The sequence below is a fragment of the Microbacterium esteraromaticum genome (assembly GCF_900163815.1).
GTDB lineage: Bacteria > Actinomycetota > Actinomycetes > Actinomycetales > Microbacteriaceae > Microbacterium > Microbacterium esteraromaticum_B.
The window spans coordinates 105,467-118,255 of record NZ_FUKO01000012.1; the positions used below are offsets into that span (position 1 = coordinate 105,467).

Here is a 12,789-nt window from a genome sequence, read left to right on the forward strand (position 1 = left end):
GAACCGGTGTCATGTGGATGAAGGAGTGGCAGGACGATGGAACTTGCGTACCAGGATGAGCAGGACATCATCGACGTGGCCCGCAAGGTCGCGGACGCCGATGTGTGCTTCTACCCGGCAGAGAGCGATCTCGCTCATCGGTGCCTCGCGTCGCTCCGGGGCACCGAGCTGACGCAACGCGAACGACCCGACTTCGAGGACGTGACGCGGTCGCTTCTTCTCGAGGCGATGCGCGTGGATGACCACCCGCGCCCGGGGAAGAAAGATGCAACACGCGCACGAGAAAGCCAGATCCTGCGCGAGCTCGAGGACGCGGGCTTCGGCGCGATGTTCCCCAACGCGACGTTGGTGACGAACGTCAGCAGCGGCCTGCCGACGGAGCAGGACCACAGCTATCGGGCGTATGTCGACCACTTCACGAGTGTGGTGCGCAAGCACGGCCGCAAGGTCCCGGCCTATCGCGCAGAGCAGCCCGGGTTCGATCTGGGCTTTCTCGTCTTCGATGAGTCGACGGCGTATTTCGAGTCCATGGGGTCGTTCGCGCCGCCGACGACTAGGCGTGACCATCGGTGGTTTGATGACGCAGCATTCCTCGACGTGATCACGGCTGCCGACGTTGATTGCATCGTCTGGCTCACGCCCTACAAGCTGGTGACGGCTGACGGCGCGGGCCGCATCCATCTCCCGACGATGACGATCATCGACGTCGACGTGCTGCGCGAGGCGGACGCACTCACCTACGATGCTGCGCGGATGAAGTCGACCGAGCGCTGACGTCCGACACACGTCCGGTGCGGCAAGCCGACAAATCTGTGATCGGACCAGCTTTTCACTGGATACGGAGGCCGGAGTCGAGTGTGTCGATGCGCTCACGAACCACGTCGAGGTCCGACGCGTCGCTCAGCGCGATGAGTCCAGCAGCGACAACCCCTCGAGACCCAGCTGCGCCGCCAGCGCGTCGACGGAGTCGAGGGTGAGGTTGCGTTCGCCTCGCTCGATGCCGGCCAGATAGCGCGGCGTCACGCCGAGCTGCTCAGCAAGGCGCTCCTGCGTCAGGTGACGCTCGCGGCGGATGCCGCGCACGCGCTCACCGAGTACGGATTTCAACGGTCGGGACACATCATCCAGCCTCATGGCCGGAACTGATGGCTTCCAGGTAGTTATCACTTCCTGTTTTGCCGTGCATCGAACTAACGTCGATATGAGGCTGAACGCCCACCGGAAGGAATGAGCGCAACACGATGCCGACACCATACGAACACTGGCGGCGTGCGGAGCCCAGCCGTACGGGCGATAGCGAAGTCACCGCCCCGTCCAGTGCACCATACGGCGACGAGCCACTCCCGAGCGAGCAACAATGCTGGTCCGAATTCTGGCGCTCGATCGCACGCATCTGGTACACGCTGCCGCCAGATATGCAGCGTCGCGTTCAGGCGCACATCGAGATGGCTCGCGAAGAGGAGCTGGCAGAGAAGGCTGCGTACGTGGAGCGCTTGAGACTCGCACGGGCCGAACGACGGCGCGAAGCACGACGAGAAGCATCCAGACGAAGGGTCGAGGAGCTGAACCAGGGCCTCGGCGGGGCACCGGGCCCTGGTTCGACTCATGCGTACTCGGAGTCGATAGGTGACTGACTTACCCTCGCCACGAGTGGTTCACAGGTAGTGATTCGGAAATAGCCGTCTACCTGCGATTTAACGCCCTACCAGCCGCGTTCGGCGAGGCGGTGGGGCGCGGCCAAATCGGCCACGTTGATCCCGACCATCGCCTCGCCCAGACCGCGGGAAACCTCAGCGACGACCTTGGCGTCGTCGAAGAACGTGGTGGCCTTCACGATCGCGGCGGCGCGGGCGGCCGGGTCGCCGGACTTGAAGATGCCCGAGCCGACGAACACGCCATCGGCACCGAGCTGCATCATCATCGCGGCATCGGCCGGGGTGGCGACACCGCCGGCGACGAACAGCACCACCGGAAGCGTGCCGGTCTCGGCGATCTCCGCGACGAGATCGTACGGTGCCTGCAGCTCCTTGGCCGCGACGTACAGCTCATCTTTCGACAGGGCGCCCAGAGCCGCGATCTCGCCGCGGATCTTGCGAATGTGCTTCATCGCCTCGGAGATGTCGCCGGTGCCGGCTTCGCCCTTGGAGCGGATCATGGCGGCGCCCTCGATGATGCGGCGAAGCGCTTCACCCAGATGCGTGGCACCGCACACGAACGGCACGGTGAAGGGCCACTTGTCGATGTGGTTCACGTAATCAGCGGGTGAGAGCACCTCGGATTCGTCGATGTAGTCGACACCCAGTTCCTGGAGCACCTGAGCCTCGACGAAGTGCCCGATGCGCGCCTTCGCCATGACAGGGATGGAGACCGAAGCGATGATGCTGTCGATCATGTCGGGATCGCTCATCCGCGAAACGCCGCCCTGAGCACGGATGTCGGCGGGCACGCGCTCCAGCGCCATGACGGCCACCGCCCCCGCGTCTTCGGCGATCTTCGCCTGGTCGGCGGTGACGACGTCCATGATGACGCCACCCTTCAGCATCTCGGCGAAGCCTCGCTTGACGCGCTGCGATCCGGTGGTCGGGTTCTGTTCTGTCGACACGATGGTCACTCCTTGGGACAAAGAATTGCTTGGCCTATGTCAAAAGGTAGCACCATAGAATCGAGATGATGAACGCTGATATCACCGGCACGACCGCCGCCGAGATCGCCGACAGTGTGCGGGCCCTGCGCGAGCGCGGAATGCTGCGCCCTGGCGACGCTCTGCCCCCAGTGCGCGAGCTGGCAAGCCTGCTGGGCGTCAATCGGAACACGGCCGTATCCGCGTATCGCCAACTGGCGCAGGCCGGCCTCGTGATCTCTCGCGGGCGAGGGGGCACGCTGATCGCCGGCTCCGGCGGCGTGGCGCAGGAAGGCGTCGCCGACACGGTGCTGCATGACGTCGCGTCCGGCAATCCCGACGCCCGATTGATCCCCGATCCGACGAAGGCCCTGGGACGCATCGTCGGGCGTCCGGTGCTCTACGGCGAGCCCGTGATCGATGCGGAACTGGAGCAGTGGACTCGCGAATGGATGCTGGCAGACCTGCCGCGTGACGACCTGCAGGTGTGCGTCACGAGCGGAGCGGTGGATGCCGTGGAACGACTGCTCGCCCAGGCCCTGATGCGCGATGACGCGGTTGCTCTCGAGGATCCGTGTTTTCTGGCGAGCATCCACACCGTCCGTCTCGGCGGCTATCGCGCGATTCCGGTGCCGGTGGATGACGAGGGGATGACCGTCGCGGGGGTGCGCGCTGCCCTGGATGCCGGGGTGCGGGCGATCATCAGCACTCCGCGCGCACAGAATCCGACCGGGGTGAGCCTCTCCCCCGCCCGGGCCGCAGCGCTGCAGGACGTGCTGGCGGAGCACCCGTATGTGCTGATCATCGAAGACGATCACTTCTCGCTCTTGTCCCCGCATCCGTACGCGTCGCTGATCGGCCCGCAGCATCGCCGCTATGCATTGGTTCGATCAGTGTCGAAGTTTCTGGGTCCGGACATGTGCCTCGCGCTGGCCGGCACCGATCCGGTGACCGCCGAACGGCTGGCGATGCGGCTGAGCCCGGGAACGACCTGGGTGAGCCACCTGTTGCAGCGCCTCGCGCACGCGCAGCTGACGGATGCCGATGTTCGGGCGCAGATCGCGGCCGCGGCGACGCACTACGCCCAGCGCAACGCCACGTTCACCGCGGCCCTGGAACAGCACGGCATCACCACGAACTCATCGGACGGCCTCAGCCTGTGGGTGCGACTGGAGGTGCCCGCGCGCGTCGCGGCCGACAAGCTGATGCGACAGGGATGGCTCGCCCGCACCGGAGATGAGTTCCGGCTCGACGACGCTGCGCCGACGTCGCATCACCTGCGCCTGACCGTGCACGACCTGTCAGACGCGGATGCAGCGCGTCTGATCGGTGATCTCGTCGCCGCACAGCGGTGACCAGGAGCGGCGGTCTCGGGTGAGAGGATAGTCGGATGAAGATCCTCTCGATCCAGTCTGCCGTCGCGCACGGTCACGTCGGCAACTCCGCGGCTGTCTTCCCGCTCCAGCGCATCGGCGTCGACGTGCTGCCGGTGTACACGGTGACATTCTCCAATCACACCGGCTACGGAGCCTGGCGGGGCCCGATGATCGATCCGAGCGATGTGCGCGAGGTGATCACCGGAATCGAGGAGCGCGACGTGATGCCGCAGATCGATGCGGTACTGAGCGGCTATCAGGGTGGTGAGGGCATCGCAGATGTCATCATCGATGCCGTGGCGAGGGTGAAGGCTGCGAACCCCAACGCCGTGTACGCCTGCGATCCAGTGATGGGAAATGCGAAGTCCGGATGCTTCGTCGCCCCAGCGATCCCCGATCTGCTGCGGGATCGGGTGGTTCCTGTGGCTGACATCATCACCCCAAACCAGTTCGAGCTGGGCTATCTGACGGACACCGAGCCCGACACGCTCGAATCGACGCTGGCATCGGTGGATGCCGCGATGGCGATTGGCCCATCGACGGTGCTGGTGACTTCGGTCGAGCGCCCCGACCGCGACGAGGGCACGATCGAGATGCTCGCTGTGGATGCGCGAGGCGCGTGGCTCGTGACGACTCCGCACCTGGCGCTGAAGGCGAACGGCTCGGGAGACGTGACAGCGGCGCTGTTCACCGCGCACTACGTGGCGACCGGCGATGCGAAGCTGGCTTTGGAGCGAACCGTCTCGAGTGTGTTCGATCTGCTGCAGATGACTCTGGATGCCGGTGATCGCGAACTGCGCCTGATCGAAGCACAGGAGTTCTACGCGAACCCGCGGATGCAGTTCACCGCCAGGCAGGTGCGCTGAACCACCGCGAGCCTGTCGAAGGGCTCGTCAGGCGGGCCAGGCCTTCGAGACGGTCTCACGCACCTCGCCCAACAGCTGCGGCAGGGCCTTCGTCTTCGCGATGATCGGGAAGAAGTTCGCGTCCGATGACCAGCGCGGCACGATGTGCTGATGCAGGTGCGCGTCGACGCCGGCGCCAGCGACGGCGCCCTGGTTCATACCGAGATTGAACCCATCGCAGCGCGACACCTTGCTCAGCACGCGCATCCCGATCTGCGTGAGAGCCCCGATCTCGGCGACCTCCTCAGCCGTGGCCTGGTCGTATGTCGCGATGTGGCGATACGGACAGACCAGCATGTGCCCGGAATTGTAAGGGAAGAGGTTCAGCAGCACGTATGCGGTCTTCCCGCGCGCCACGATGAGGCGCTCGGCATCGTCGTACTTCGGCGCCTCGCAGAACGGGCACTCTTCCCGCAGAGGCTCTGGTCCCGCCTGGATGTATGCCATCCGGTGCGGGGTCCACAGCCGCTGGAACTCATCCGGCACGCCAGCGAACTGGTCGCCGTCTTCCAGCTGGTCCCCTGAGTCTGTCCAAGGTCCGTCTGTCATGCCAGATCCTCTGCGGTCAGCACGCGCGCGTGCGAACTGACGGCAGATCGAATGCGTTCGATCGCCGCGGCGATGGGCACGCCGTTCTCTTGCGAGCCGTCCCGGAAGCGGAACGACACGGTGCCCGCGGCGCGATCCTGCTCACCCGCGATGAGGATCAGCGGCACCTTGGCCGTGGTGTGGTTGCGGATCTTCTTCTGCATCCGGTCATCGGCGTGGTCGACCTCGGCGCGGATGCCGGCTGCGCGCAGCTGCGCGATCACCTCATCCAGGTACGGGGCGAATTCATCCGCCACGGGAATGCCGACGACCTGCGCGGGCGCGAGCCACAACGGGAAGTCGCCCGCGTAGTGCTCCAGGAGGATCGCGAAGAACCGCTCGATGGAGCCGAACAGCGCCCGGTGGATCATCACCGGACGGTGCTTGAGCCCATCCGGGCCGGTGTACTCCAGTTCGAAGCGCTCCGGCTGGTTGAAGTCGAGCTGGATGGTCGACATCTGCCAGGTGCGTCCGATGGCATCGCGTGCCTGCACCGACACCTTCGGGCCGTAGAAAGCCGCGCCACCCGGGTCGGCGACGAGCTCGAGACCGGATGCTTCGGCGACCTTGCGGAGCGTCTCGGTGGCCGCCTCCCATTGCGCGTCCTCGCCGAGGAACTTGTCCTTGCTGTCGTCCTTGGTCGACAGCTCGAGGTAGAAGTCGTTCAGGCCGTAGTCGCGCAGGACCTGCAGCACGAACTCCAGGTTGCGGGTGAGTTCCGCTTCGACCTGGTCCTCGGCCACGTAGATGTGCGCGTCGTCCTGCGTCAGGCCGCGCACGCGGGTGAGCCCCGAGAGCGTGCCGCTCTTCTCATACCGGTACACGGTGCCGAATTCTGCCAGGCGCAGCGGCAGTTCGCGGTAGCTGCGACCGCGTGAGCGGAAGATGAGGTTGTGGAACGGGCAGTTCATCGGCTTCAGGTAGTAATCCTGGCCCTGCCTGGTGACGTTGCCCTCGTCGTCGACGGCCTCATCCAGATGCATCGCCGGGTACATGCCGTCGGCATAGGTCTGCAGGTGACCACTGGTCATGAACAGGTCGGCTTTGGTGATGTGCGGCGAGTTCACCATGTCGTAGCCGTGTCGAAGCAGCTGCTCGCGCATGTAGCGCTCAATCTCGTAGCGCACGATGCCACCGCGCGGGTGGAAAACGGCGAGCCCCGGGCCGACCTCATCCGGGAAGGAGAACAGGTCCATCTCCGCGCCGAGGCGGCGGTGGTCGCGTTTGGCTGCTTCGGCGAGGCGCTCCTGGTACGCACGGAGCTCGTCCTTGGTCGGCCACGCGGTGCCGTAGATGCGCTGCAGCTGGGGGTTCTTCTCGCTGCCGCGCCAGTAGGCTGCGGCGACGCGGGTCAGATCCCAGCCGTTGCCGAGCATGCGGGTGCTGGGCACGTGCGGGCCGCGGCAGAGATCCTTCCACGCCACGGAGCCGTCTTTGCTGACGTTGTCGTAGATGGTCAGCTCGCCGGCGCCGATCTCTGCAGAGGCGCCTTCGGCAGCATCCGCACCGGAGCCGGGGCCGCCTGCCAACTCGACCAGCTCGAGCTTGAACGGTTCGTTCGCGAGTTCTGCTCGGGCCTCGTCAGGGGTGACGACGCGTCGGGTGAAGCGCTGGCCGTCGCGGATGATGCGCTGCATCTCCTTCGAGATCGCCTTGAGGTCTTCGGGGGTGAACGGCTCGTCCACGCCGAAGTCGTAATAGAAGCCGTCGGTCACGGGCGGGCCGATGCCGAGGTTGGACTGCGGCCGGATGCGCTGCACCGCCTGGGCGAGCACGTGCGCCGTCGAGTGACGCAGGATGTCGAGACCGTCCTTGCTGTCAATGAGGACCGGTTCGACGGCATCCGTCTCGACGACGACGTGAGCCAGATCCTTCAACTCGCCGTTGACACGCATAGCGATCACGGAACGATCGGTGAACAGGGCGAAGCCATCGCGGTTCTGGGCGCTGGGCTGGGCGATGTCTGACACGGGGATTCTCCAGATAGACGTGGGAACAAGACGACTCAGCTGCAGGCGCGGCCGCGCCCTGCCCGCTCAGGCGCCCGGCGTTCGCGTGACGATGCTCATGACCGCGGTCATGAGAGCAGCCGACACCGATTCCATGCACTGAGTCTACGCCGGTCACCTGCAGCGTTCGGAATCGTCGCGCTGATCGGTGGCGGATGCTCCGAGTGGTAGCGGACCTCCCCTGCATCCGGTCGGAAACGCAAAAACCCCGGCAGAACCGGGGTTTTTCTCTGTGCGCGATACTGGGATCGAACCAGTGACCTCTTCCGTGTCAGGGAAGCGCGCTACCGCTGCGCCAATCGCGCCTAATCAGGCTATTCAGTTGTGCAGAGAGGTGGCGACGGGATTCGAACCCGTGTAAACGGCTTTGCAGGCCGGTGCCTAGCCTCTCGGCCACGCCACCGCGAGGTGGATTCAACCCACATGCCGGAACTCCCGAAGGAGATCCTGCACTCGAGCGGATGACGAGATTCGAACTCGCGACCCTCACCTTGGCAAGGTGATGCGCTACCACTGCGCTACATCCGCATTTTGTTCCCGGTGACCCGGGCACTTGCAATACATTAGCCCAGGTTCTGAGCATCACCAAACCGTCTTGCGCAGCCGGGCGTGTCCATTTCTGTGACGCTCACCGCCACGCCCGGCAACCGATGCCGTGTCAGCGCCGGCCCACCGATCGGGTATGCTTTCTACCTGTGCCACCGTGCACGAAACAACTCCACAAGGGCGATTGGCGCAGTTGGTAGCGCGCTTCCTTCACACGGAAGAGGTCATCGGTTCGAGTCCGGTATCGCCCACCATATGGAGAGGCCTTCTGTCGCTTGGCAGGAGGCCTTTTCGCTGCCGTCATAGCCCCGCCTCACTCTCATCGTCGCGCACCCCCGGCGCACTCCCGCCGCCGTTCAGCAGCGCCAGGCCAGCCACGTCAGCCTGTGTGCCGAGGTAGTGCATGTACCGATCCGTGATCGACACCGACCCGTGGCCGAGCCACTTCGAGACGGTCGCAAGATCGACGCCACGAGCGAGAGCCAAGGTTGCGAATGAGTGTCGCAGATCGTGTATGCGGCGTCCGTCCGAGGCCTCCGTGAAGCCTGATGAGCGCAGGAACTGGGAGCGCCAAAGTTGCCCTCCGTGCTCACCGGTCAACAACAGGTCATCCGGACGCTTCAAGCGCATCAGTTCGCGAACGATCGCCCAGGCTGGTTCCGCCAACGGCACACGCCGGGCACGACGGCCCTTCGTGCTCTTGACCGGCTCACCCTCTGACCGACTCCGCGACACCCGCAGCGACGGCGTGGGCAACTCGCTCACATCCTTCACTCTCAACTCGCGCGCCTCGCCAAATCGAACGCCGCTCCAAGCGAGCACCGTGACGAGATCAGCGCAGTGTGCACAGCGTGCGCGCACCTTCTCCACTACGTCGGACAGATCAGCCTCAGAGAGTGGGCGCATCTCAGAGGGCGGGCCGATTGGCGCTGGCAATCGCGATGGCGTCACCGGATTCTGTGCCGCACGACCCTCAGCGATGCACCATGCGAAGAACGCCGATAGCGACCCGCGATAGCGCTTCATCGAGCCGTCCGACTGCCGATGATGCTGACGCAGGTGGACGTACCAGCGTTCAACGTCAACCGGCAGCACCGAGGCCACAGCACGCGCACCCAGCGACGGCGACATAAGCCGGATCAACTGACCGTCCGTCGCCGCCGCCTGGGGCGTGACCGTCGCCCGCCGATGCTCCAACCATTCCGGCAGCAGATCACGCACCAGCGCCTTCCCCGCCTTCAGGTCAACGCCGCCTACCGCTTGCGCCTCCGTGCGCTCAGCCCACGCGATGGCATCGCGCCGACGATCGAAAGTACGCGATCCCAGCACCACCCGACCCCGCTTCGCGACACCCCGCCACCGGCCCGCATCCGTCTTTCGCGCGAACGGCATTACGACACCCGACCGAGCTTCAGAAGCTCGGCTCTTGGATAGACGCGTCTGTGTCCGACATAAACGGGCTGCACCGGCAACTTGCCTTGCTGAGCAAGCCGCGTGAGCGTCGAGGGGTGAACCCCAAGCTCACGCGCCAACTCACGCTCACTAATGAACAGCCGGTCATCGGACGAGGCCGTGTGATCAGTCATCATCGCGCCCCTCTGCGAACTCGCGATCAGCAGCAGCCTCGATCTCTGCGTGCCAGTCACGTTCACGCTGCCGCTCCCACTCCTGCGCACGCTGCCGCTCCCAAACACGGTCCCGAAGCTCGTAAAGCTCACCCAGCGTGTCCGCAGCCTCCGGACCCTGACCGCGCGCCGCAGCTATCGCACCGAGTTCCATGCGCCGAATGAAGGCGTTCAAGTCTTCCAGCGAGTAGTTCGCCAGATCGTCAAGTGCACCGCTCATGATGCCGCCCCTTCCCGCAGCGCCAAGAACCGCTCCATGTCTGCCGAGGTCTCAGCAAGCACCTCATCTGACACCCAGAATGCCCGCACGCGCTGCACCGTCCCCGACTCCTCATCCATCGCGTACCCGACACCCGGCGTGGACTGCGGGATCAACTCGCACTTGGCCCCCGCGTCGTACGCAGCCGGACCGATTGCCAGCTTCGTATCATCGGCAGTTCGGAAGCGGAGACCAACAACGTTCGTGAACAGCGGACGTGCCAGTAATGAGTCGGCTCTAGGGTCTTGAGCAAAGGCCTGAATAACGACCCGGGCGGCTCGTCCGCGCGAGGCAATGGACTTGACATCAGCTTCAACAGCAGCCTTCTCTTTGCTACTCGGAGCGCTATAGACCAGCGACGCGAACTCGTCAAAGATCATGAGTCGAGCAGGTTGCTCCGGCGTAGGCGCATGCTTGCGTGAATTGACTGACACCATGTGCTCAAGCCGACGATCCACCTCGGCACGCAGCTCGGCGATCATCTCGGCGGCCTGCTCGAACGTGGTCGCCGTCCGCGCGAACATCGGCAACGCAGCCGACAGCTCCACGCCGCCCTTCAAATCGGCTCCCCAGACTTCGACAGTCCCTGCCTTGATATGCGGCGTCAACCCAAGGACAGTGCTCCACAGCCACGACCCCTTGCCAGCACCTGACGCCCCGAGCACCAAGGTCTGACGGTCGAACACATTGAGTCGGTAGTCAGCGCCGGCCTCCGTGCGACCCACCAGCACCGGCGCAATCGGATCATCCGACGCCGGCCCCGGCTGGAACGGGATGCTCTCCGAAAGCTGATCGACCGGGGCAGCGCGACGCCACACGATCCGCACAACCGCATCCGTCTGCCGCTGAACGGTCACCCAATCGGCAGGAGCACCCACAACCGGGGCGTACGCCTCAGCGCGCTTGACAAGCTCATCCGTCGTCGCCGCCTGGGTCTGGGCGACGGTGAGCACGACCCAATCCGGCATCACACGGAAACGCGCCGAAGGCAGCCGCTTCACCGGCCTCCGCATCGCCCACTCGTAATCGTCATCGGACAGAGCCGGGATCAGTCGCATCCCAACCGCGTGCCGATAGCCCTGCACCGCCGCGCGTCGAGTAGCGCGAGCCTTACGCCAGCGCCGCCAGTCACCAAGCCCCGGCGCGAACCTTGGGAACCAGATCACCGCGGCCACACCAGCCACCACCAACACAACCGCCAGCAGCAGCGCCGCCACGCTCGAACGCGCCTGCATGACCGACGCCACAACGATCACGACATACGCGACGGTGAACCCGAACGCGCGAAGCGAGCGCCCGACCCCCTTCGTGAGCCACCAGGCCCACGACCTCAGCAGGGCGCTCATTTTGCCGCTCCCGACGGGATGAGTCTGCCGATCATAAAGACGGACCGAAGCTCCGGCTGGTAGCCGGTGCCGTCTGCCAGAGACCGAACTTCTACCTCGTAGTGCACCGACGAATTCGCGGGGACATCGTCTAGCGAGAGCGTCACACCCTCGCGAAGATCGCCTTTCATCGCCACGGAGTACAAGCAGGAGTCACTACCATCAAGACGAATCTCGCCCCAGAACAAGACCGCCCCCTCGCACAAAGTCGACAAGAACGGCGAGTTTCCTTCAATCGTCGAGACACGGAACCAAACCCCGCCGCCTCCGTACGAGGGCAACCACAGATCAGCATCTGCCGTTCCCGGTTCGCTACCCTCCACGACTTCCCCGAGACGAATCCCGTACTCATCCCCAGGAAGGGAGCTAATCTGCACCTCGCTGCCCTCACGCGCCGGAGTAGCCACCTCCACGGGCGCGGCCGCCGAACACGCTGACAGCCCAACAACCACCGCAGCAGCGAACGCACCGAGCATCACGCGACGCGCAACCTGAACGAGCTTGGACACGATCACGCCTCCAACGCCACGAGAGCGGACGCCCGGAAGAACAGACCGGCAGCCTGAATGCCTCCACCGTCGCCAGGGATCGCATAGTTGCCGACCTCCAAGCCCTCGAAGCCCGTAGCCAGCGGCACCACCTCCGGCTCCGTACGGGACGTGATGGAGACCGTGATCAACTCCGGCTTCTCCAGCGGGTCATCGCTCATCTTCAGCGCAGTAACAGACCACACGGGCAGGTTGCTAACCCGGTCGATCTTCTGCTCACCCGTCTTGCGATCCGCGATCTTCGGCTGAAACGACAGCGCGCGGATGTCCTCGGACTCATCAATCTTGAACATGGGATTCCCTTCGTCGTGGTGCATCGCACCGATATCGAGTATCGCCAACTCAGTGGGCGACACCGCTTCACTGTAGCACCTTCGCCCACTCAGTTGGGCAACTCATTGGGCCACCTGATATCCTCGCTGCATGACACCACGTATCCAGGCCGAACCGCCTTACCTTCCAGACCGCACCTATCCAGGCCGCGACGCCGAGAGTTTCAGCGACCTTGCCCAGTACTTCCGCAAGGCCTCGCGCACACTCCGACTACTCGCGACGCAACTCGAGAAGCCGACCGAACCCGCTGACGAGTTCACCGACGCCACGGGCGAGAACATCCGTCGAGCCATTGCCCAAACACATGAGGCCCGGAGGCTCTGGGTCGAGTTCGTTACTCGCCACCAGTTCCGAACGCAGCGGGAGGTTGCCTCGCTCCTGAGCACGGCAGACAGCCCGTACGACGTCGATCCGAACACAGTCAGCCCCGGCCTGATCTACAACCTCCGATACGAACCGTTGTCCGCTGACCAACTCACCGAGTAGCCGACTTCCTCCCCAGCCCCTGGCCTGTTCGCAGGTCAGGGGCTTTTCGCTGCCGCGGAGCGTCGACCTCAGGGACGGCTCTCGGTCTTGCCGTGCCAAAACGCCCTAC

Annotated in this window: 14 protein-coding genes and 4 tRNA genes; 5 read left to right on the plus strand and 13 right to left on the minus strand. The window is 64.8% G+C overall.

Annotation, left to right across the window (positions count from 1 at the left end):
• Positions 1 to 36 precede the first annotated feature (36 nt).
• Positions 37 to 774, plus strand: a complete 738-nt coding sequence (locus tag FM104_RS03825; RefSeq protein WP_087130139.1) for a hypothetical protein — start codon at positions 37 to 39, stop codon at positions 772 to 774.
• A 126-nt stretch (positions 775 to 900) separates the two neighbouring features.
• Here the strand turns inward: FM104_RS03825 and FM104_RS03830 are convergent, their stop codons facing one another.
• Both FM104_RS03830 and pdxS read right to left on the minus strand, forming a co-directional pair.
• Positions 901 to 1,134: a helix-turn-helix domain-containing protein gene (locus tag FM104_RS03830; RefSeq protein ID WP_256971508.1), complete on the minus strand. Its 234-nt coding sequence runs from the start codon at positions 1,132 to 1,134 to the stop codon at positions 901 to 903.
• Between the two features lie 568 nt (positions 1,135 to 1,702).
• Positions 1,703 to 2,602, minus strand: coding sequence for a pyridoxal 5'-phosphate synthase lyase subunit PdxS (gene pdxS / locus FM104_RS03840; RefSeq protein WP_087130141.1), 900 nt, complete (start codon positions 2,600 to 2,602; stop codon positions 1,703 to 1,705).
• A 68-nt stretch (positions 2,603 to 2,670) separates the two neighbouring features.
• Between pdxS and FM104_RS03845 the strand changes: the two genes are divergently transcribed.
• Entirely contained in the window at positions 2,671 to 3,975 is a 1,305-nt protein-coding gene (locus tag FM104_RS03845) for an aminotransferase class I/II-fold pyridoxal phosphate-dependent enzyme (RefSeq protein WP_087130263.1), read from the plus strand.
• Between the two features lie 35 nt (positions 3,976 to 4,010).
• Complete coding sequence (gene pdxY, locus FM104_RS03850; protein ID WP_087130142.1) at positions 4,011 to 4,862, plus strand: pyridoxal kinase PdxY; 852 nt, start codon at positions 4,011 to 4,013, stop codon at positions 4,860 to 4,862.
• Between the two features lie 27 nt (positions 4,863 to 4,889).
• Here the strand turns inward: pdxY and FM104_RS03855 are convergent, their stop codons facing one another.
• From FM104_RS03855 to FM104_RS03875, 5 genes are all read right to left on the minus strand, one after another.
• Positions 4,890 to 5,450, minus strand: a complete 561-nt coding sequence (locus tag FM104_RS03855; RefSeq protein ID WP_087130143.1) for an HIT family protein — start codon at positions 5,448 to 5,450, stop codon at positions 4,890 to 4,892.
• The gene (gene thrS, locus FM104_RS03860) at positions 5,447 to 7,384 is read right to left on the minus strand and encodes a threonine--tRNA ligase (protein WP_218778553.1); all 1,938 of its coding nucleotides are present in this window, start codon (positions 7,382 to 7,384) and stop codon (positions 5,447 to 5,449) included. Before thrS ends, FM104_RS03855 begins: the two co-directional genes overlap by 4 nt.
• A 347-nt stretch (positions 7,385 to 7,731) precedes the next feature.
• A tRNA-Val gene (locus FM104_RS03865) sits at positions 7,732 to 7,803 on the minus strand.
• 27 nt (positions 7,804 to 7,830) lie between these two features.
• A tRNA-Cys gene (locus FM104_RS03870) sits at positions 7,831 to 7,901 on the minus strand.
• A 53-nt stretch (positions 7,902 to 7,954) separates the two neighbouring features.
• Positions 7,955 to 8,026: transfer RNA gene (locus tag FM104_RS03875), tRNA-Gly, on the minus strand.
• Positions 8,027 to 8,222: 196 nt separating this feature from the next.
• On the opposite strand from FM104_RS03875, the gene FM104_RS03880 reads away from it, so the two are divergent.
• Positions 8,223 to 8,298 (plus strand) — tRNA-Val (locus tag FM104_RS03880).
• 46 nt (positions 8,299 to 8,344) lie between these two features.
• On the opposite strand, the gene FM104_RS03885 is transcribed toward FM104_RS03880, so the two are convergent.
• The 6 genes from FM104_RS03885 to FM104_RS03910 form a co-directional block, all read right to left on the minus strand.
• Positions 8,345 to 9,436, minus strand: coding sequence for a tyrosine-type recombinase/integrase (locus FM104_RS03885; protein ID WP_087130145.1), 1,092 nt, complete (start codon positions 9,434 to 9,436; stop codon positions 8,345 to 8,347).
• The gene (locus FM104_RS16875; RefSeq protein ID WP_087130146.1) at positions 9,436 to 9,633 is read right to left on the minus strand and encodes a helix-turn-helix domain-containing protein; all 198 of its coding nucleotides are present in this window, start codon (positions 9,631 to 9,633) and stop codon (positions 9,436 to 9,438) included. Before FM104_RS16875 ends, FM104_RS03885 begins: the two co-directional genes overlap by 1 nt.
• The gene (locus FM104_RS03895) at positions 9,623 to 9,889 is read right to left on the minus strand and encodes a hypothetical protein (protein WP_087130147.1); all 267 of its coding nucleotides are present in this window, start codon (positions 9,887 to 9,889) and stop codon (positions 9,623 to 9,625) included. Before FM104_RS03895 ends, FM104_RS16875 begins: the two co-directional genes overlap by 11 nt.
• Positions 9,886 to 11,145, minus strand: coding sequence for an FtsK/SpoIIIE domain-containing protein (locus FM104_RS03900; protein ID WP_179206660.1), 1,260 nt, complete (start codon positions 11,143 to 11,145; stop codon positions 9,886 to 9,888). The genes FM104_RS03895 and FM104_RS03900 overlap by 4 nt, the downstream gene beginning before the upstream one ends.
• Positions 11,146 to 11,270: 125 nt before the next feature.
• On the minus strand, positions 11,271 to 11,822 hold the full coding sequence (locus FM104_RS03905; RefSeq protein WP_143738243.1) for a hypothetical protein: 552 nt from the start codon (positions 11,820 to 11,822) through the stop codon (positions 11,271 to 11,273).
• 2 nt (positions 11,823 to 11,824) lie between these two features.
• Positions 11,825 to 12,217 carry a hypothetical protein gene (locus FM104_RS03910; protein WP_087130150.1) on the minus strand — a complete coding sequence of 131 codons (393 nt, stop codon included), beginning with the start codon at positions 12,215 to 12,217 and terminating at the stop codon, positions 11,825 to 11,827.
• A 67-nt stretch (positions 12,218 to 12,284) separates the two neighbouring features.
• Here FM104_RS03910 and FM104_RS03915 point away from each other — a divergent pair, with 67 nt between their 5' ends.
• Entirely contained in the window at positions 12,285 to 12,680 is a 396-nt protein-coding gene (locus FM104_RS03915) for a hypothetical protein (protein WP_087130151.1), read from the plus strand.
• The last annotated feature ends 109 nt before the right edge of the window (positions 12,681 to 12,789 follow it).

Bases quoted from the DNA above. Each gene is read 5' to 3' on its own strand.
- FM104_RS03825 (WP_087130139.1), top strand. From the start codon at position 37: ATGGAACTTGCGTACCAGGATGAGCAGGACATCATCGACGTGGCCCGC.
- FM104_RS03830 (WP_256971508.1), bottom strand. From the start codon at position 1,134: ATGAGGCTGGATGATGTGTCCCGACCGTTGAAATCCGTACTCGGTGAG.
- FM104_RS03845 (WP_087130263.1), top strand. From the start codon at position 2,671: ATGAACGCTGATATCACCGGCACGACCGCCGCCGAGATCGCCGACAGT.
- pdxY (WP_087130142.1), top strand. From the start codon at position 4,011: ATGAAGATCCTCTCGATCCAGTCTGCCGTCGCGCACGGTCACGTCGGC.
- FM104_RS03855 (WP_087130143.1), bottom strand. From the start codon at position 5,450: ATGACAGACGGACCTTGGACAGACTCAGGGGACCAGCTGGAAGACGGC.
- thrS (WP_218778553.1), bottom strand. From the start codon at position 7,384: ATGCGTGTCAACGGCGAGTTGAAGGATCTGGCTCACGTCGTCGTCGAG.
- FM104_RS03885 (WP_087130145.1), bottom strand. From the start codon at position 9,436: ATGCCGTTCGCGCGAAAGACGGATGCGGGCCGGTGGCGGGGTGTCGCG.
- FM104_RS16875 (WP_087130146.1), bottom strand. From the start codon at position 9,633: ATGATGACTGATCACACGGCCTCGTCCGATGACCGGCTGTTCATTAGT.
- FM104_RS03895 (WP_087130147.1), bottom strand. From the start codon at position 9,889: ATGAGCGGTGCACTTGACGATCTGGCGAACTACTCGCTGGAAGACTTG.
- FM104_RS03915 (WP_087130151.1), top strand. From the start codon at position 12,285: ATGACACCACGTATCCAGGCCGAACCGCCTTACCTTCCAGACCGCACC.